This is a genomic window from Methylorubrum aminovorans, from assembly GCF_022179725.1.
Taxonomy (GTDB): domain Bacteria; phylum Pseudomonadota; class Alphaproteobacteria; order Rhizobiales; family Beijerinckiaceae; genus Methylobacterium; species Methylobacterium aminovorans.
Window position 1 is genome coordinate 75,768 of sequence record NZ_BPRC01000005.1, and the last position, 18,334, is coordinate 94,101.

At 70.9% G+C, this 18,334-nt stretch carries 16 protein-coding genes; 5 read left to right on the plus strand and 11 right to left on the minus strand.

The window, feature by feature from the left end; genetic code table 11:
* The first annotated feature begins 10 nt into the window (after positions 1–10).
* Positions 11–2,368 (plus strand): PAS domain-containing protein, encoded by a 2,358-nt coding sequence (locus MFF24_RS09515; RefSeq protein WP_238224224.1) that lies wholly within the window; start codon positions 11–13, stop codon positions 2,366–2,368.
* Positions 2,369–2,392: 24 nt separating this feature from the next.
* Here MFF24_RS09515 and MFF24_RS09520 read toward each other — a convergent pair whose 3' ends face one another.
* The 5 genes from MFF24_RS09520 to mutM all read right to left on the minus strand — a co-directional run bounded on the left by MFF24_RS09520 (position 2,393) and on the right by mutM (position 6,939).
* Positions 2,393–3,952, minus strand: coding sequence for a serine hydrolase (locus MFF24_RS09520; RefSeq protein WP_238224226.1), 1,560 nt, complete (start codon positions 3,950–3,952; stop codon positions 2,393–2,395).
* A 143-nt stretch (positions 3,953–4,095) separates the two neighbouring features.
* Positions 4,096–5,004: an NAD(P)/FAD-dependent oxidoreductase gene (locus tag MFF24_RS09525; RefSeq protein WP_238224228.1), complete on the minus strand. Its 909-nt coding sequence runs from the start codon at positions 5,002–5,004 to the stop codon at positions 4,096–4,098.
* On the minus strand, positions 4,994–5,458 hold the full coding sequence (locus MFF24_RS09530; protein WP_238224230.1) for an Rrf2 family transcriptional regulator: 465 nt from the start codon (positions 5,456–5,458) through the stop codon (positions 4,994–4,996). Before MFF24_RS09530 ends, MFF24_RS09525 begins: the two co-directional genes overlap by 11 nt.
* Before the next feature lie 142 nt (positions 5,459–5,600).
* Complete coding sequence (locus tag MFF24_RS09535; protein WP_108941768.1) at positions 5,601–5,816, minus strand: hypothetical protein; 216 nt, start codon at positions 5,814–5,816, stop codon at positions 5,601–5,603.
* A 223-nt stretch (positions 5,817–6,039) separates the two neighbouring features.
* The gene (gene mutM, locus MFF24_RS09540; RefSeq protein ID WP_238224231.1) at positions 6,040–6,939 is read right to left on the minus strand and encodes a bifunctional DNA-formamidopyrimidine glycosylase/DNA-(apurinic or apyrimidinic site) lyase; all 900 of its coding nucleotides are present in this window, start codon (positions 6,937–6,939) and stop codon (positions 6,040–6,042) included.
* Between the two features lie 245 nt (positions 6,940–7,184).
* On the opposite strand from mutM, the gene MFF24_RS09545 reads away from it, so the two are divergent.
* Positions 7,185–8,309 (plus strand): carboxylate-amine ligase, encoded by a 1,125-nt coding sequence (locus MFF24_RS09545; RefSeq protein ID WP_238224232.1) that lies wholly within the window; start codon positions 7,185–7,187, stop codon positions 8,307–8,309.
* Between the two features lie 18 nt (positions 8,310–8,327).
* Here MFF24_RS09545 and MFF24_RS09550 read toward each other — a convergent pair whose 3' ends face one another.
* The 4 genes from MFF24_RS09550 to MFF24_RS09565 all read right to left on the minus strand — a co-directional run bounded on the left by MFF24_RS09550 (position 8,328) and on the right by MFF24_RS09565 (position 12,325).
* Positions 8,328–9,242, minus strand: coding sequence for a sulfite exporter TauE/SafE family protein (locus MFF24_RS09550; protein WP_238224233.1), 915 nt, complete (start codon positions 9,240–9,242; stop codon positions 8,328–8,330).
* Positions 9,243–9,432: 190 nt separating this feature from the next.
* On the minus strand, positions 9,433–10,773 hold the full coding sequence (gene der / locus MFF24_RS09555) for a ribosome biogenesis GTPase Der (protein ID WP_166060596.1): 1,341 nt from the start codon (positions 10,771–10,773) through the stop codon (positions 9,433–9,435).
* Positions 10,774–10,912: 139 nt separating this feature from the next.
* Complete coding sequence (locus MFF24_RS09560; RefSeq protein WP_133089202.1) at positions 10,913–11,623, minus strand: tetratricopeptide repeat protein; 711 nt, start codon at positions 11,621–11,623, stop codon at positions 10,913–10,915.
* Positions 11,624–11,719: 96 nt separating this feature from the next.
* Positions 11,720–12,325, minus strand: coding sequence for an NnrU family protein (locus MFF24_RS09565; protein ID WP_238224234.1), 606 nt, complete (start codon positions 12,323–12,325; stop codon positions 11,720–11,722).
* A 79-nt stretch (positions 12,326–12,404) separates the two neighbouring features.
* Here MFF24_RS09565 and MFF24_RS09570 point away from each other — a divergent pair, with 79 nt between their 5' ends.
* Positions 12,405–13,613 (plus strand): hypothetical protein, encoded by a 1,209-nt coding sequence (locus MFF24_RS09570; RefSeq protein ID WP_238224235.1) that lies wholly within the window; start codon positions 12,405–12,407, stop codon positions 13,611–13,613.
* Between the two features lie 5 nt (positions 13,614–13,618).
* Here the strand turns inward: MFF24_RS09570 and MFF24_RS09575 are convergent, their stop codons facing one another.
* Positions 13,619–14,545: an EcsC family protein gene (locus MFF24_RS09575; RefSeq protein ID WP_238224236.1), complete on the minus strand. Its 927-nt coding sequence runs from the start codon at positions 14,543–14,545 to the stop codon at positions 13,619–13,621.
* Between the two features lie 109 nt (positions 14,546–14,654).
* A complete protein-coding gene (locus MFF24_RS09580) occupies positions 14,655–16,130 on the minus strand; it encodes an AmpG family muropeptide MFS transporter (protein ID WP_238224237.1) in 1,476 nt (491 codons plus the stop codon).
* A gap of 489 nt (positions 16,131–16,619) precedes the next feature.
* On the opposite strand from MFF24_RS09580, the gene MFF24_RS09585 reads away from it, so the two are divergent.
* Positions 16,620–17,720: a histidine kinase dimerization/phosphoacceptor domain -containing protein gene (locus MFF24_RS09585; protein WP_238224238.1), complete on the plus strand. Its 1,101-nt coding sequence runs from the start codon at positions 16,620–16,622 to the stop codon at positions 17,718–17,720.
* 133 nt (positions 17,721–17,853) lie between these two features.
* A complete protein-coding gene (locus MFF24_RS09590) occupies positions 17,854–18,318 on the plus strand; it encodes a response regulator (RefSeq protein ID WP_108941760.1) in 465 nt (154 codons plus the stop codon).
* Positions 18,319–18,334: the final 16 nt, after the last annotated feature.

Genomic DNA, 18,334 nt, shown 5'->3' on the forward strand with positions numbered 1-18,334 from the left:
CGGCGTGAGCATGACCGAGAGTCTCCCCATCGTCGCGGAACCGAGCGTCGAACCGGCGCGCCTTCGGATTGCGGAGCCGTTGCCGGCCGCGCGAGAGGCCCTCGCCCGCGCGCAGGACGCCGCCGGGATCGGCGTGTTCACCCTCGACCTGCGCGAGGGCGTGCTGCATCCGAGTCCCGCCTTCTGCCGCCTGCACGGCCTGGAGCTGCGCGCGGCCTATCCCCTCGCCGCGCTGGCCGAACGGCTCGCGGCGGAGGACCCGGCGGCGATCCCCTCGGGCGATGCGCAGGCCGGAGAGGCGGTCTACCGCCTCCGCGATCCGCTGACCGGCCTGCCGCGCTGGATCGCCCGCACCGTTGAGATCGAGCACGACCTGGACGGCGTGCCCGTGCGGCTCGTGGGCGTGGTGCGGGACGTGACCGAGCAGCGGGCCCAGCGCACGGCGCTGGCCGAGAGCGAACAGCATTACCGCACGCTGTTCGAGCAGATGGACGAGGGCTACTGCGTCATCGAGTTCATCGACGGCCCGCACGGCCCCCTGAGCGACTACGTCCACGTCACCGCCAACCGCGCCTACGCGCAGCATGCCGGCATCGAGAATGTCGCGGGAAAACGCCTGCGCGAGATCGTCGGCGATGAAGCCGAGGGCTGGCTCGCGCTCTACGGCGACGTCCTGCGCACCGGCCGGCCGATCCGCTTCCAGCGCGAGCTGGTCGCCACCGGGCGCTACCTCGAACTCGCCGCCTTCCGCATCGAGCCGCCCGCGCGCCGGCAGGTCGCGGTGCTGTTCCAGGACATCACGGCGCGGCGGCGCCTCGAGCACCTGCTCCATTCCAAAGCCGCCGACCTGGAGGCGGAGGTGGTGGCGCAGCGGCGCGACCGCGACCGCGTCTGGACGCTCTCGCCGGTGCTCAAGGTCGTCGCCTCCCCCGACGGGCGGATCGGGGCGGTGAATCCCTCGTGGAGCCGGACGCTGGGCTGGGCGCAGGCCGAGACGGTGGGCCGCTGCGTGCCCGATTTCTTCGCCCCCGAGGATCGTCCGGCGGCCGAGGCGGCGCTGGAGCGGCTCGCGGCCGGCGCCTCCACCGACCTCGAACTGACCTGCCTGACCCGGGACGGCGGCACCCGCAGGGTGCTCTGGACCATCGTACCCGCCGACGGCCTGCTCTACGGCTTCGGCCGCGACATCACCGAGCAGCGCCACGCGGAGGAGGCGCTGCGCCAGTCGCAGAAGCTGGAGGCGGTGGGCCAGCTCACCGGCGGCGTCGCCCACGACTTCAACAACCTGCTCACCATCATCCGCTCCTCGGTGGAGTTCCTGCGCCGGCCCGGCCTCGCGCCCGAGCGCAAGCGCCGCTACCTCGATGCCGTCTCCGACACCGTGGACCGGGCGGCGAAGCTGACGGGCCAGCTCCTCGCCTTCGCCCGGCGCCAAGCGCTCAAGCCCGAGACCTTCGACGTCGGCGAGCGGCTGCGCAGCATCGCGGAGATGCTCGATTCGGTGACCGGGGCGCGCATCCGCGTGGTCACCGACCTGCCCGGCGCCCCCTGCTACGTCCGCGCCGACGCGAGCCAGTTCGAGACGGCGCTCGTCAACATGGCGGTCAACGCCCGCGATGCCATGGACGGCGAGGGCCGCCTGACGCTGCGCCTCGACGGCGGCGCACCGATGCCGCCGATCCGCGGCCATGCCGGCGCCACCGGGCCCTTCGTCGCGGTCTCGGTCGTGGACACCGGCACCGGCATCGCGAGCGCCGACATCACCCGCATCTTCGAGCCGTTCTTCACCACCAAGGAGGTTGGCCGGGGCACCGGGCTCGGCCTGTCCCAGGTGATCGGCTTCGCCAAGCAGTCGGGCGGAGACGTGGACGTGAAGAGCCGCGCGGGCGCGGGCACCACCTTCACCCTCTACCTGCCCGAGGTCGCCGCCCCGCCTCCGGCCCCCACCCCTGCCGGACCGGGGCCGGAGACGGGCACCGAGGCGCATCTGCGCATCCTCGTCGTCGAGGACAATGTCGAGGTCGGCCGCTTCTGCACCCAGATCCTGGAGGAACTCGGCCACCAGCCGGTCTGGGCCGAGAACGCCGAGGCCGCCCTGGTCGCGCTGGAGCGGGCCGAGACACCGTTCGAGGCCGTGTTTTCTGACGTGGTGATGCCCGGCATGGGCGGCATCGCGCTCGCCCGCATCCTGCGCGAGCGTTTTCCGGATCTGCCGGTGGTGCTCACCTCCGGCTACAGCCACGTCCTGGCGCAGGACGACGCGCACGGGTTCGAGCTGTTGCGGAAACCGTATTCGGCGCAGGAGTTGGGGCGGGTGCTCAAGGAGATGGCCGGGCGACGGGCGACGCGAGAGATCGCGGCGAGTTGACCGCCGAAGCCCGAGAACCGGCGCTCATTCGCCCGACCGATCGAGGGTGCCGAGACCGTTCGCGTTCAGCGCGTCGAGCGTCACCGCATGGGCCCGGCCGCCGCTTCCGACAGTGAAACGGATGGCGGAGGGATTGTCCGGCGCCTCCGCATCCGGAAAGCAGAGGAAGAGGTCGCGATCGAAGTGCCGCAACGGATAGGTCCGCGCGCCGCCGGGCCCGACCGTCAAGGACAGGCCACCGCCGACCTCCGCCACCACGGCGTCGCCGACATAGGCGTTGGCGTAGCGCCCGGTATAGGCCGACAGGGGGAGCGAGGCCGAGGCATTCGCCGGCGGCTGGGCGTAGGCGGCGCGGTTCGCCGCCGCGCTCGGCCCGAACAGGGTTCCGTAGGTCTCGCCCCAATCCTTCAGCCAGTCCTTGCGGATCCGCCCGTCGAAGACGAGGTCGGCGAAGCTGTCGGCCAAGCCTTCCGGGACGCCCGACGGGAAGGCGTTCGTCAGAAGGACGATGCCGAGCTTCGCGTCCGGATGGATCGAGACGAGGGTCTGCGCGCCGACGCTGAAAGCGCCCGCATGACCCCAGACGAGGCCGTGGCGGCCGTACTCGACATTCCAGCCCAGGCCGTAGAACGAGGCGCCGCCGGTGACGGGGTTGGTGCCGCGTGCCGTGAGCGGCCCATGCGTCTGCGCCAGGGCCGCGGCGGTGACGAGCGGCCGGCCCTCGAACCGGCCGTTGCCGATCACGAGCCGCATCCAGCGCGCGAGGTCGCGGGCATTCGCACTGACGCCGCCGGCCGGTGCCTGCGCGTCGGGATCGCGTCGGATCCCCGCCGTCCAGACGCCATCGCGCCGGACATGGAGCGCGGCACGGTCGTCGCGCGTCAGAAAGGCTTCGTACGTCGTGCCCGTCGATGTCATGCCCAAGGGGCCGAAGAGCCTTTCCCGAGCCACGACGTCCCAGGATTGACCGGTCGGCCCGGCGGCGGCCACGGCGCCCTCGGTGAAACCGAAATTGCTGTAGGAGTAGCCGGCACGGAAGCTGGAGGACGGCCGCACGAGGCGCAGCCGGCGAAGGATGTCGTCGCGACCGTATCCGATCTGCTCGAGGTCGTCCCCGGCCAGGCCAGGCAGGCCGCTGCGGTGATTGAGGAAATCGCGCACGGTGACCTGCGAGGCCGGATAGGGCTCGTGGAGCCGGAAGGCAGGATCGAGATCGGCGATCCGCGAATCCCAGTCGACGACGCCATCGCCGACGAGGGCTGCCACGATGGTCGAGGTCACGGGCTTCGACAGGGACGCGATCTGAAACACCGTATCCGGGCCGACCGGATCGGGCTTTCCGGCTTCCCTGCGGCCGAACCCTTTCAGGAAGAGCGTCTCGTCGCCGTGGACGACCGCGATCGCGAGGCCCGGCACGTCGCCCGCAGCGATGGCCCGCTGCGCCAGCGCTTCGAGGGCCAGCAGGTTCGCCTCGACCTGCGCCCGGGTGATGGCTTGGCCGAATGCGCTTCCGGGCCAACCCGACATGACGCCGAGCGCCAGGACGATCGGTGCGAGGCGCCGAGGCGATCGAAGCCGCTGCATCTGAACTTCGATCCCATCGAGGACAGCTCGGATCGAGGCAATCGCGCCGCGCCCGGCCTCAGACTGATCGCCGCGGCACGCGCCGGCAAGTCGAAATCAATCGATCGGACCGCCGGGCGACTGAGAGCCCGACCTCGTCCTCCTCACGCTGCCAAGCGCGGAAACACCAGCGCCTGATGCAGCGACACCCCCGCCGTCACGCCGTCGGCCGACGCCCAGGCCACGCTATGGGGAAACCGGGCCGCGTCCCCGGCCGCGTAGACGCCGGGCACCGTCGTCTCCTTCATCGCGTCGGTGCGGATCGTCGGGCCGAGCATCCCCTCGTCCACGGCGCAGCCGAGTCCCTCGGCGATCGGGCTGTTGAGGCGGTACCGGGGGCCGACGAAGAGGGCGTCGAGCGCAACCGTCCGGCCATCCGCCATGACGACGGCCGACAGGGCGCCGCCGTCGCCCGCGAGCGCCCGGACCGGGCCGGGTTCGATCCTGACCTTGCGCGCGGCGAGCCGCGCCGCGGCCTCTGCGTCCGGCGCCGGATTCCCGTTCAGGAAGAGCGTGGTCGGCCCCCATTCCGCGACGAGCTCCGCCTGGTGGACCGATTTCGGCCCGGCATACAGCACGCCGAGAACGCGCCCGGAAAACTCGAAGCCGTGGCAGTAGGGGCAGTGCAGCACGCTCGCCCCCCAGCGCTCCGCCAGCCCCGGAAGGTCGGGCAGGATGTCGCTGATGCCGAAAGCGAGGACGAGTTTGGCGGCCTCGAGCCGCCGCCCCTCCGCGAGCGAGGCGGCGAAGCCGTCGCCCTGCGCCCGTGCCGACACCGCCTCCCCTGTGACGAGGGTGGCGTTCGGGTAGGCCGCGAGTTGGGCACGAGCCGCCGCGATCATCGCCAGCGGGTTCTCGCCGTCCTGCGCGAAGAAGCCGTGCGAGGCGGCCGCGAACCGGTTGCGGGGCGCGCCGGCATCGACGACGCAGACCCTGCGGCGGGCGCGGGCGATGTAGAGCGCCGCGGAGAGGCCGGCGAAGCTGCCGCCGACAACGATCGCATCATACCGCATGGGCCGTCTCCAGGTTGAAGTCGCCCCCGCGCGCGGCGAGGCGGGCGTGGAAGTCGGCGCTGAGCGCAGCCAGCGTGATCCGGCCGAGCTGGGTCATCAGAAGGGCCTCCGCCTCGCGGAAGCTCTCGTCCATCGCGGCATTGACCGCCTGCTCGACGAGGCAGCCGGGCGCCTCGCTCCGATTGCCCATGGCGAAGATCTCGGGCGCACCGAGCGCCTCGTAGACGTCGCGCAGGGTGACGGCCCGGAGGTTGCAGGCGATCCGCCAGCCGCCGCCATGTCCCTTCTCCGAGCGGACGTAGCCCCGGTCCCGCAGGCCGGCCATGATGCGCCGGACCACGACGGGGTTGGTCTGCATCACGCCGGCCAGGAACTCGGACGTCACCGGCCCCTCGATCTCGGCCATGTGCAGGAGGACGTGGAGGACCCCCGAAAGCTTGCTGTCTCGTCTCATGTAACTTTACATGTTTCATGAGACGTGTCCTGTCAAGCGCGAGGACCTAAGGCCCTGAACGCAAGAAGGCCCGCCTTCCGGCGAGCCTTCTCCCTGTCCGTGCGCCCACGGCCACCGGCCGGGCGGCGAAAATTCCGAGACGTTACGGCTGCCCGGCAGGCTTGTTCGCGGCGGGCGGGTTGGTCGGTGCCGTGGTCTGGCCGGCGGCCGGCGGGGTGGCCGGCGGCGTCGCCGGGGCGGTGGTCGTGGTGCTGGCCGGAGGCGTGGTCGTGCCGGTGGTGTCCTTCTTCTCGTCCTTGCAGGCGGCGAGGCCGAGGGCGATGAGGCCGAGGACGGGAAGCAGCTTGATGGCGCGCATGGATGTTCCTCCGTGTCGTTGAGCCCTTCGAAGCACCGCCGTGAATGGACAGCGCGCCGGAAGAGCGGAAACGGGCTTTGCCGTGCTGTGGCGAAGCTAAGAACGCGTTGCGGCCCCGAACCGTTCAACATTCGCGCGGCGAATGACCTGAAGAAGGGCGGATGAGCGCCGAATTTCAGCAAACCATAAGCGGGATGAAACCGGCCTCTCCGACGTTGCGACCTTATCGGAGCGGCAGTTTTTGGCAGGTCTCGCAGAAGAAGGTCGAGCGCCCGCCCTGCACGATCCGGCCGATCCGGCCGGTGCAGCCTCGGGTCGGGCAGGCATGGCCCACCCGGTCGTAGACGCGGAACCCGTGCTGGAAGGCGCCGCGCTCCCCGTCCGGCCGGGCGTAGTCGCGCAGGGTCGAGCCGCCGGCGGCCACCGCCTCGGTCAGTACCGCCTTGATCTCCTTGACGAGCCTTTTGGCCTTCGGTGCCGGCGAGCCATCGGGCTTGGTCAGCGCGCCCGCCGGCAGGGCCGGGTGGAGCCCCGAGCGGTGCAGCGCCTCGCAGACATAGATGTTGCCCAGGCCCGCAATCAGGCGCTGGTCGAGCAGCGCCGCCTTCAGCGGCGTGATCTTTCTCGCGAACAGCCGCGCGAGCAGGGCCGCGTCGAGGGCGTCCGAGAGCGGCTCGACGCCCATGCCGGCGAAGTGGCGGCAGGTGTCGAGATCGCGCGTCGCCACGAGGTCCATGAAGCCGAAGCGGCGGGTGTCGTTGTAGGTCACCGTGGCGCCGTTGGCGAAAGCCATCACCACGTGGTCGTGCTTGGGCTGGCCCAGCGCCCCTTCGAGGTAGAAGTCGCCCGGCGAGAGGTTCGAGCCGTCGGGCATCCGCACGTCGAAGCGCCCGCTCATGCCGAGATGCAGGATCAGGCTCTCGCCGGAATCGAGATGCGCGGTGAGGTATTTGGCCCGGCGCGCGAGGTCGCGCACGGTGGCGCCCTCCAGCCGCTCGGCGAAGCGCTCGGGGAAGGGGAATCGCAGGTTCGGCCGGCGCAGGATGACGCGGGAGAAGCGCGCGCCGACCATGGCAGGCGCGAGGCCCCGGCGCACGGTCTCGACTTCGGGCAGTTCGGGCATGGTCGCGAGAGAGAAGCGGCAGGGGAAAAAGAGCTGTAGCGCCCTCCCCGCCCCCGGCGCGAGCGCCGCCGTGCGGCCACGGTGTCGCGTCCCCGGCCACGCGGCGCGGAACCCGCACGGAACCCTTCGGAACTCTTGGCCCTGCAAACGGCTTGCTCCCGGCCAAGGTCCTTTCGCGGCGCTCCCCTCGCGGGCTCCGGCCCCGGCGAGAGCCCGCGTCGGCCGGTCGTCGGAGTCGTTACGGCATGAGCGCCCATCCCTACCGGTTCGGGATCGAGGAAGAGTATTTCCTCGCCGATGCCGAGACCCGCGGCACCCCGCGCCGCTCGGTCAAGCCGTTCCATCAGGCGGCCGGCGAGCGGCTGCCGGAGATCGGGCGCGAGCTGCTGCAATGCCAGGTCGAGGTCTGCACCCCGCCCTCGACCGCCTTCCCGGCCGCCCACGAGTCGCTGATGCGGCAGCGGCAGGCGCTTGCGGAATTGGGGGCCGAGCACGGGCTCCTCGTCTTCGCCGCCGGCACCCACCCCATCGCCGACTGGGCGCGGCAATTGCCGACCAAGGGCGACCGCTACCGCGGCATCCTGCGCGATGTGGGGCTGGCCGGGCGGCGCAGCCTGATCTGCGGCATGCACGTCCATGTCGAGGTCTCCGACCCCGACCGGCGCGTGGCCCTGATGGACCGGCTGCTGCCGTTCCAGCCGCTGCTGTTCGCGCTCTCGGCCTCCTCGCCGTTCTGGCAGGGCAAGCCGACGGGGCTCGCCGCCTACCGTCTCAGCGCTTTCGGCGAGTTGCCCCGCACCGGCCTGCCCGACCTGATGGGCGATGCCGAGGCCTACGCGCGCTACGTGCGGATCATGACCAATGCCGGCTCGATCCAGGATGCGAGCTTCCTGTGGTGGTCCTTACGGCCCTCGATCAAGTTCCCGACGCTCGAACTGCGCATCGCCGATTCCTGCACCCGGCTCGCCGACGCCATCGTGCTGGCGGCTTTGTTCCGCTGCCTCGTGCGGCTGGTCGAGCGCCGGCCCGACATCAATGCGGGGCTCACCGGCGTGTCGCGGGCGATCGCGGCGGAGAATCTCTGGCGGGCCCAGCGCAGCGGGATCGAGGCCGAGCTGATCGACGAGGCCTCGGAACAGGCGTTCCCGTTCGAGGCCGCCCTCGACACGCTGCTCTCGCTGATCGCCGAGGACGCCGAGGCGCTCGGCTGCACCGAAGAGGTCGCCGACGCCCGCCGCATCCTGCGCGAGGGCACCAGCGCCGACCGGCAGATCGCCGCGTTCGAGGCCACCCGCGGCGGCGACACCAGCAACCGCCAGGCCCTCGACGCGGTGGTCGACTGGCTCGCCGAGACGACGCGGGCCGGGTGAGCCGGGAGAGCTGAGGCTTTAGCCGAACAGCCCGGCGAGGTTCACGAGGCTCAAGACCGCGATCAGCAGCCCGACCACGACCATCAGCGCCCGCGCCGGGATCACCCGCACCAGAAGCGCGGCGATCGGTGCCGCGAACAGCCCGCCGACGACGAGGCCAGCGATGGTGGTCCAGTGGGTCAGCCCGCCGAGCAGGCTGAAGGAGAGGCCGCTCGCCAGCGCGATGAAGAACTCCGCCGCGTTGACCGTGCCGATGGAGGTGCGCGGATCCTGCCCGCCGCCGACCAGCGTCGTCGTCACCACCGGCCCCCACCCGCCGCCGCCGACCGCGTCGACGAAGCCGCCGCCGAGCGCCAGCGGCACCACCGCGCGCGGCGGCTCGCGGCGGGTCTTCAGGGTGCGGAACGCCTTCGACAGGACATAGAGACCCATCACCAGCAGGTAGACCGAGACGAACGGCTTGATGGTCTCGCCATCGACCGATGTGAGGAGATACGCGCCCGCCACCGCGCCGATCGCGCCGGGGATCAGCAGGCGTCGAAACAGCGCCCCGTTCACGTTGCCGAGTCGCCAGTGCGACAGGCCGGAGAAGGCGGTGGTGAAGATCTCGGCGACATGCACCGAGGCCGAGGCCGCCGCCGGCGGCACCCCGGTGGAGAGCAGGAAGGTGGTCGAAGTGATGCCGTAGGCCATGCCGAGCGCGCCATCGACAGTCTGCGCCGCGAGCCCGACCGCGACGGCGGTCCAGAAGCCGCGGCTCGCCAGCCCCTCGCTCACCGCCTGGACCGTGTCCCCGCCCGCGCCACCGGCGAGAAGGGTCCAAACCGCCGCGATCACGACGAGCGTGGCCAGGGCGGCGAGCGCCAGGAGGGCGAGCGTGCGGGGCTCACCGAATTTCGTCGGCCGCGCGGCGGCGGAGGACGATCCGGCCATCGAAAAGCGATCCATGCGAGAGGAGGCCGAAAACTAAGACCTCGCTCCCGGCGAGCAAGGGTTCGGCATCCCAATGATTGGCTCTTGAAGAGAGCGAATCCCTCCGCGATCGGTTCCTGGGAGAACGATGTTTTCTTTGTCCCCCGCGCCCAGGCAGAGACGGGACGAAACCGTCTCCTCAAGCCGATTCTCAGCTCTTGTCGAACGGGTTCTTGGACGTGCGCAGGGACAGCCGGATCGGCGTACCGGGCAGGTCGAAGGCCTCACGCAGGCCGTTGACGAGATAGCGGGTGTAGGATTTCGGCAGGGCGTCGAGCTGGTTGCCGAACAGGGCGAAGTGCGGCGGGCGGCTCTTCACCTGGGTGGCGTAGCGGATCTTGATGCGCCTCCCTGAGACCGCGGGCGGCGGGTTGCGCTGGAGCGCGTCGGTGAGCCACGCATTGATCCGCGCCGTCGAGACGCGCCGGCTCCACACCTCGGAGGCATCGACCACTGCCTGCATCAGCTTGTCGATGCCCTCGCCGGCAAGGCCTGAGAGCGGCACCACCGAGACGCCGCGGACCTGCGGCAGCAGGCGGGTGCAATCCTCGCGCAGGGACTTCAGCAGCCCCGGCTGGTCGGCAACGAGATCCCACTTGTTGAGGCCGATCACCAGGGCGCGCCCCTCGCTCTCGACGAGATCGACGATGGTGAGATCCTGCTTCTCGAAGGGAATCGTCGCGTCGAGGAGCACGACCACGACCTCGGCGAAGCGCACGGCGCGCAATCCGTCCGAGACCGCGAGCTTTTCCAGCTTGTCGTCGATGCGGGCCCGGCGGCGCATGCCGGCGGTGTCGTGCAGCTTGATCCGGCGCCCGCGCCACTCCCAATCCAGCGAGATCGAATCGCGGGTGATGCCGGCCTCGGGTCCGACCAGCAGGCGCTCCTCGCCGATCATCCGGTTGATCAGGGTGGACTTGCCCGCGTTCGGCCGCCCGACGATGGCGACGCGCAGGCCCTTGCCGCCCTCCTCGTCCTCCTCCTCATCGTCCGGCTCGGGCAGAACCTCGCGCAGGGCATCCTGGAGTGAGCCCAGACCCTCGCCGTGCTCGGCGGAGAAGGGGATCGGATCACCGAGCCCCAGCGAGAATGCGTCGTAGGCACCCGCCATCCCGGCCCCGCCCTCGGCCTTGTTGGCGATGAGAATGACGGGGCAGCCGGAGCGGCGCACCAGTTCGGCGAAGGGCCGGTCGGACGGCAGGACGCCGGCGCGAGCATCGATCACGAACAGAACCGCGTCGGCCTCGAGGATCGCGGCCTCGGTCTGGGCGCGCATGCGGCCGAGCAGCGAATCGGCATCCGCCTCCTCGAGGCCGGCGGTGTCGATGACGCGGAAGGCAACGTCACCGATGAAGCCCTCGCCCTCGCGGCGGTCGCGGGTCACGCCGGGGCGGTCGTCGACGAGCGCGAGCTTGCGCCCGACCAGCCGGTTGAACAGGGTCGACTTGCCGACATTCGGGCGTCCGACGATCGCGACGGTCGGCAGATCCATGGGACAGTACAGTCTCGTCAGGCGCGCGGGGCGGACAAGCCCGACGCGCGATATTCGATGAACGCATCGTCTTTTCAGACAAGCCGGAGGCCAGCTTTCGGGACGATGCTTGAGAAGATAAGCGGTTCCGGCCGCGCCGTCAGCGGGTGATCGGCGGCGGCGCGGCGTTCTCGGGCTTGGCCTCGGTCACGGTGACGGGACCGCCGGCCACCAGCGCCGCGTAGACATCGACCCGCTGGCGCAGGCCCTGGGGCGTCTCGGCATCGGCGCTGATCTGGTCGAACCAGCGGCCGGCGCCCTCGATGTCGCCGCGCTTGAGCGCGGCCAGGCCGAGCATCTCGCGGGCGGTGTGGCGATAGGCGTTGGTCGGGGCGGCAAGCCCCTGGAGGCTCGCCAGGGCCGCGTTCGGATCGGACCCGTCGAGGCGCAGCAGGGCCGCGCGCAGGCGGGCGAGGTCGCGCAGGGAATCGCCGATACCGGTATCGGCGGCGAGCTTGTCATAGGCCTCCGCTCCGGCAGCCGCGTCGCGCTTGGCCGCGTCGGCGGCGAGGCGGAAGCGGGCGAGCAGGGCGTAGCCGCCCGGCGCGTCGGTGCGGATCGCGGCGAAGTCGCGGTCCGCCTCCTCGGTCTTGCCGTCCTTGGCGAGGCGGCTGGCGACATCGTAGCGCTCGGAAGCCGCCTCGGCGCGGGTGCGCTCGGCATGGCGCCAGTAATTGTAGCCGCCGACGCCGGCCACGAGGAGGATCGCCCCGGAGATGATCAGCGCGTTGTAGCGCTTCCAGATCCTGGCGATCTGGTCGCGGCGGTAATCCTCGTCGACCTCGCGGATGAACTCGTTGTTCTCGGCCATCTTCGAAAAAATCCGGGCGCCCCTCGCGGAAGCGCACTCGCCTCGCCTGTCTTGTCGGGGCGCCTAGCACAGCGCCTCCGCTTTGGCGAATGAGGCTCAGGCCTGCCCTGGCCAGGCGGCGACGCCGATGAGGAGCGGGTGCAGGTATTTGCCGAACACGAACCACGCCACGACGCCGACCACCACGGCGATGGCGTCGTTGCGCCAGCCGGCCGGGGCGGCCTGCCCGCCATGCTGCTGCGCCACCTGCCCCGCGGTGAGCGTCCGGCGCTTGGCGCTGATGCGGGCGGCCACCGCCCAGGCGAGGAAGGAGCCGAACAGCAGGATCGAGCCGAGATCGCCGTTGGCCAGCAGGTGGGCGGTCGCCCAGATCTTCACGGCGAGCAGCATCGGGTGCTTGAGCCGGGCGCGGAGATGGCCCGGCAGGTAGGTCGCGGCAAGGCTGATGAAGGCGAACAGAGTCAGCAGCACCGCCAGATGCCGGGTCCAGAGCGGCGGCGACCAGACCGGGATCATGCCTTCCTGCCGGTACAGGCCGTAGCCGTAGACGGTCAGGATCAGGCCCGCCGCCGAGAGCAGGGTGTAGCCGAGCTTGAATCGGCCCTCGCCGATGCGGCCGATCACCTCCGCGCGCTTGGACCGCGCCATGGAGAAGGCGTGCGTGCCGAGGAACAGCACGAGGCCGAGGATCATCACCAGCATGGGGCAGCCTGTGGACGGCGCTCGCTCCGGCGGATGCGGACAAGCTCCCTGTAACGGTTCAAAACGCAATCCTGGCGGGATGTCCAGATCGTCCCGTCTGCTTGGCCGTCTCCTTGGCCGCCCCCTCGCCGTGACGCTCGCGCTCGCCTGCGGCGGCGTGCCGCCGGTCCGCGCCGCCCCGGAGCCGCCGCTCTCGGCGCTCACCCTGACGGGGCCGGAGCGGACGATCTTTTCCGCCACCCGCGACGCCTGCGACGGCGCCGACGTGCCCGACGCCCCAGCCCGCGCCTTCCGCGACGCCTCGGGTCAGGTCGCGCTCTATGGCCTGCACTACCGCAACCGGGCCCTGCGCGGCCTCGATCTCGACCATCTCAAGATCGATTGCCGCGTGGTGCTCGATTCCGGGGAGAAGCCCGATCCGGCGCTCTACGACGACCGCTCGTGGATCACCGCCACTTGGACCGAGGACGGCACGAGCGTCGCCGCCCTCCTCCACCACGAGTATCAGGCCAACGAGCACGAGGGCCGCTGCCGCTCGAAGGTTTATATGGAGTGCTGGTACAACACGGTCACGGCGGCCTTCTCCCGCGACGGGGGCGTGAGCTTCACCCGAACGACACCGCCCGCGGTGGTGGCGGGCGCGCCCTTCCGGCAGGAGGAGGGCCAGGGCCGGCACCGGGGCTTCTTCAACCCCTCCAACATCGTCAGTGAGGGGCGCTTCCGCTACTTCTTCGCCTCGACCACGGGTTGGGACCGTCCAGGCAGCGATCAGGAGGCGGGCGTCTGCCTGTTTCGCACCGAGCGGCCGGAGGATCCCGCGAGCTGGCGCGCCTGGACCGGCACCGGCTTCACCGCCGCCTTCCCCGACCCCTACCGCAAGCCGGTCAGGCTCGCCGACACCTGCAAGCCGGTGGCGCCGTTTCCCGCCCCCGTCGGCGCAGTGGTGCGCCACCGCGGCACCGGAGCCTGGATCGCCGTGTTCATGGCGGCCAAGGGCGGGGCCTTTCCGGAATCGGGCTTCTACTGGAGCACCTCGCGCGACCTGCTGACCTGGGACGGGCCGCGGTTGCTGCTCGCCGGCGCCACCCTCTACGACGACCCCTGCCAGGCGAAGGGACGGCTGATCGCCTACCCATCCCTGCTCGATCCGGACGCCAAGGGCCGCAACTTCGACGATGTCGGCGAGGGCGCGCTCCTCACCTTCGCGACCCTGCGCCTTGAGGGCTGCACCATCACCTCCGACCGCGACCTCGTACGGCGGCCGGTGGCGATCAAGGTGTGGCCGTGAGGCGCTCACCCGAGGCCGAGCGCCGCCTTCTCCTCGAGATAGGCCGCGTGCACGGCCTCCTTGCCGTAGGCGCGCTCGAGCCGGCGCACGGTGAAGTGGGCGCGGCCCATGGACTGGAAGTGGTCCATGAAGGCGGCGTTGACCGCGGCGCCCCCCAGCGCCCCGATCACCGGTACGGCCTGGGCCGCGACCTTCTGCGAGACGACGAGACCGAAGCGGGCGGCGATCTGAGCGGTGAGCCGCACCAGCGGCGGCGCGCCGGCATCGAGCAGCGAGCGGTGGGCAGCGTAGCGGGCCGCCTCCGACATGGTCTTGGCCAGCGCCGCGCGCACGGCGAAATAGCCGCTGTCGGCGACCGAGGCCTCGGCGCCGGCGCGCCCGCCCAGGGCGAAGACCTGCACGCAGGCGAGCGCGGTCTCGGGATCGCTCAGATCCTCGCCCTCCTGCCGCGCGATCTCGGCGATCGAGCGCAGCATGATCGTCGTGGAGACCGGCAGTTCCACCGCCAGCGTCGCGAGGCCGAGCACGCCGCCGACGGCGCCGGTCACGGCGGCGAGCGCCTTATGGCGGGTATCGCTCGACCCGAGCAGGCGGCTCAGGCGCCCCCCGGCTTCCGTCTCGACGCGTTCCAGCGCGGTGCCGGCGGGCTTTACGTCCTTATCCGGCAGGGTCGCGAGCGCGACCCGCAGGGCCGTGCGCATCGCGCCTTCCGTGGCGCTGGCCACCGTCTCGGTGATGGGAGCCGGCAGCGCCCGGCCGATCATGTCCAGGGGCGCACCCGCCGCCGCCGAGAGCCGGGCGGCAAGGCCCGGCTTCTCCAGCACGGCCACGGCCCGGCGCAGGGCCAGACGGTCGCCCTCCGACAGCGGGGGCGAGGCGGACGCCTCCACCGGAACCGGCAGGGTCTCGCCGACGAGGGTCAAGTCGCTCACGGTTCGTATCCCAGCCTCGCACCTCAGTGACTTCGGACACAGCAAGCGCGGGGCCGCGCGCTTGGTTCCGTTTTCGGAAGACCGGGCCGGCGCGGAACGCGGGCCGGGGTCATACCTTCATCGCGACCGCCTCCGCTTCGGGAGCGGGTTCGGGCACGGGCTCCTCCCGTCCCTCGCGCAGGATCATCAGGACAATGCAGAGCAGCGCCACGGGAATGCCGATCGCGGCGGACGCCGCGAAGAAGGCCGGATAGCCCATCGCGTCGACCATGAAGCCGGAAAAGCCCCCGACGAACTTGCCGGGCAGGGCGTAGAGCGAGGAGAGCAGGGCGTACTGCGTCGCCACGAAGGCGGGCGAGGTCAGGCTCGACATGTAGGCGATGAGGGCGGTGCCCGCGAAGTTGCCGGCGAAGTTGTCGATCGAGATGCTGAGCACGAACAGCGACAGCGGCGCCCGCTCGGGGATCCAGGGGATGAGCGTGCCCCCCGCCCCGCTGTTGGCCTGGAGCAGCAGCATCAGGTCTCCCGTGTCGACGCCGCCATTGGCGACCCAGAAAAAGGGCATCGCCACCCGCTCCGGCCCGCTCAACGCGAGCCAAGTGAACATCAGGTTCGAGGCGGCACCGATGATGCCGCCGATCAGCAGCGTCCAATTCATGCCGAGGCGGATGACGGAGAGCCCGCCGACGAAGGCGCCCAGGATGCCGACGATGACGCCGTAGACCTTGGTGACGTTGGCGATCTCGGTGAGCGTGAAGGCCTTCTCGATGTAGAAGGGCTGGGCCATCACGCCCGAGATGATGTCGGGCAGGCGGTAGAACATGATCAGGGCCAGGATCAGGATCAGCTGGCCCCCCTTGCGGCGCACGAGGTCGGAGAACGGATCGACCACGGCGACGCGCAGCGTCGTGGCGAGCGAGCGCCGCTCGCCCGGCACCGTCACCGGGTCCTGGCGCGGGGCCAGCAGGGCGGCGACCAGCCCGACCAGCATCAGCGCCGCCATCGCGCCGTAGGCGAGGCTCCAGCCGGCGCCTTGCGCGATGTAGAGCGCGCCGGCCCCGGCGAAGGCGCGGGCGATGGCGTAGCCGAGCTGGTAGGCGGCGAGCATCACGCCCTGCCGCTCCGTCGGGGCCGCGTCGATGCGCCAGGAATCGACCACGATGTCCTGCGTCGCCGAGGCGAAGGCGGTCAGCAGCGCGCAGATCACCATGAAGCTCAAGGAGGCGGCCGGATCGCCCTGGCTCATGCCGATGAGGCCGAGGGCGACCGCGATCTGCGCCGCCACCATCCAGGCGCGGCGGCGGCCGAGCCAGCGCGCCAGGACCGGCAGGTCGAAGCGGTCGATCACCGGCGCCCACAGGAACTTCAGCGAGTAGGCGAAGGAGACGTAGGAGAGCAGGCCGATGCTGGTGCGCTGGATGCCGGCGGTGGCGAGCCAGGCCGAGAGCGTGGAGAACACGAGCAGGATCGGCAGGCCGCAGGCGAAGCCGAGAGCCAGCATCAGGGCGACGCGGCGATCCTCGGTGATGTCCCGCAGGCGAAACTTGCGGGGTTGCGCCGTCTGGGCCGCTGCTTGCGCCGCCATCGCGTGGAACTCCCTGGAGCCTTCGCCCGAAGGCGGGTGCGGGGTTTCGTGGATCCGAGACTTCGCGGATCCGAGAATTCGCGGAGCCGGGACGCGGCGAGCGGCCGGTCGCCCGGACGCAGGCGCGTCGTTCGCTCGCGCATCTTTGATACGACTCCGCGGAAAACATGGCGGCCTTGCGCCCGCCAGCCCCCCGTGTGCCTCCCTTGCAGGACAAGCGCGGCTTCGGAATCCCGAGCTGCTTATGGACGAACATGGTTGACGCAAGTGTAACCCCAGCGCCGACACGCGGCCGGAGCGCCGGGGTGCTGCGTGCTCGACGGCTCGGCCTGCGTGCTTGGTCTGCGTGCTTGGTCTGCGTGCTTGGCCGCACGGAACGGGGACGGTCCGGGCTCGTTTGAGTCGCGGGGCCGGACGCTGCGGAATGCGCCTGGAGACTCCGGTTCATGTGCCGCAATCCATCGCGGCGTGCCTCTGTTGGCGTTCGAGATGTCGGGTTTTCCCAAAGGAGCGAGCTTGCCCGCGGGCGTCACGGTGGACGTCTTCGCGGCGGCCTTCGAGGCGAGCCCGACCCCCATGGTCGTCACCGATCCGGGGCAGGGCGACAATCCCGTCGTGTGGGCCAATGCCGCCTTCCTGGCGCTCACCGGCTACGACCGCGAGGAGATCTACGGCCACAACTGCCGCCTGCTGCAGGGCCCCCTCACCGATGCGGACGTGCTCGAAAGGATGCGCAGGTCGCTCTCCGCCGGCCGGCCGTTCGAGGGCGAACTGCTCAACTACCGCAAGGACGGAACCCCGTTCTGGAACGGCATGACGATCAACCCGGTCTGCAACGCGGCGGGCAAGGTGGTGTTCTTCTTCTCGGCCCAGGCCGACATGACCGACAAGCACCGCCTGGAACTGGCCATGCGCGACGCCAACGGCGCGCTCGAGCGCGAAGTGAACGAGCGCACCGCCGACCTGCGCTCGGCGCTCGAACAGAAGACGGCGCTGCTCCACGAGGTCGACCACCGGGTCAAGAACAACCTTCAGGTCATCTCCTCGCTGATGCTGCTGAAGGCGCGGCGCACGCCCGAGGGCGAGGCCCGCGACGCGCTTCAGGCTATGGCCGACCGGATCAGTGCCCTCTCCACCGCCCACCGGATGCTCTACTCCGAGGGCGACGTCTCCCGCTTCGATTTCAAGGACTTCACCGCCGACCTGATCGCCGACCTCGCCGCCGGCCTCGACGAGGATCGCACCCGGATCGAGACGAAGATCGAGGCCCTGGCGCTCTCCGCCGCCATGGCCGCGCCGCTGGCGCTGCTGATCCACGAATTGACGACGAACGCCCTGCACCACGCTTTCCCGGAGGAGCGCCGCGGCCGGGTCGCCATCGAGGCGCGCCGCTGTGAGGCGGGGATGCGCCTCGTCATCGAGGACGACGGCATCGGCATGGGCGCGGCCTCTCCCAACCCCGCCGGCTTCGGCCGTACCCTCGTCGAGATGGTGGTGCGCCAGTTGCGCGGAACGCTCGAATGGTCGGATGCCGGGCCCGGCACCCGGATCGCGATCACGATCCCGCTGACCGGGGCCGACGCACCGTGACCGGTTCCTCCGCCGGTCGGCCCTCTCGTTTCCACCGCAAACGGCTCCCCGATCGACCGGGCTCGTTTCCGGTAAACGCGATCTTGGCCGATCCCGTCGGATCGAGGAGCGAAACGAGGCCGGGAGAGCCGCGATGGCCGAGGTGAGGGAGGCGCCCCTGCGCATCCTCGTCGTCGAGGACGAGGTGCTGATCGCCCTCGAACTGGAATGTCTTCTGGAAGATCTCGGCCATGTCAGCGTCGGCGTGGCGGGCTGCTCGGCGGATGCCATCGCGCTCGGCCGCAGCGCCCGACCGGACGTGGCACTCGTGGACATCCACCTCGTCGACGGCCCGACCGGCGTGGAGGTGGCCCGCGCCTTGGCGGGCGACCCGCGGATCACGGTGGTGTTCATGACCGCCAACGCCAAGCGCATCCCGCCGGACTTCGCCGGTGCGCTCGGCGTCATCGCCAAGCCCTATTCCGAGCGCGCCGTGATGGGCATCCTCGACTACGTCGCCCAGCGCCGTGCCGGACGGGCCCCCTCGGTCGCGACGCTCGACGGCTTCCATCCCGCCCCGGACGCGGGCGGCGGGCCTTGGACCGGCGGAGCCCCTTGAACCGGCCCGACCGCCG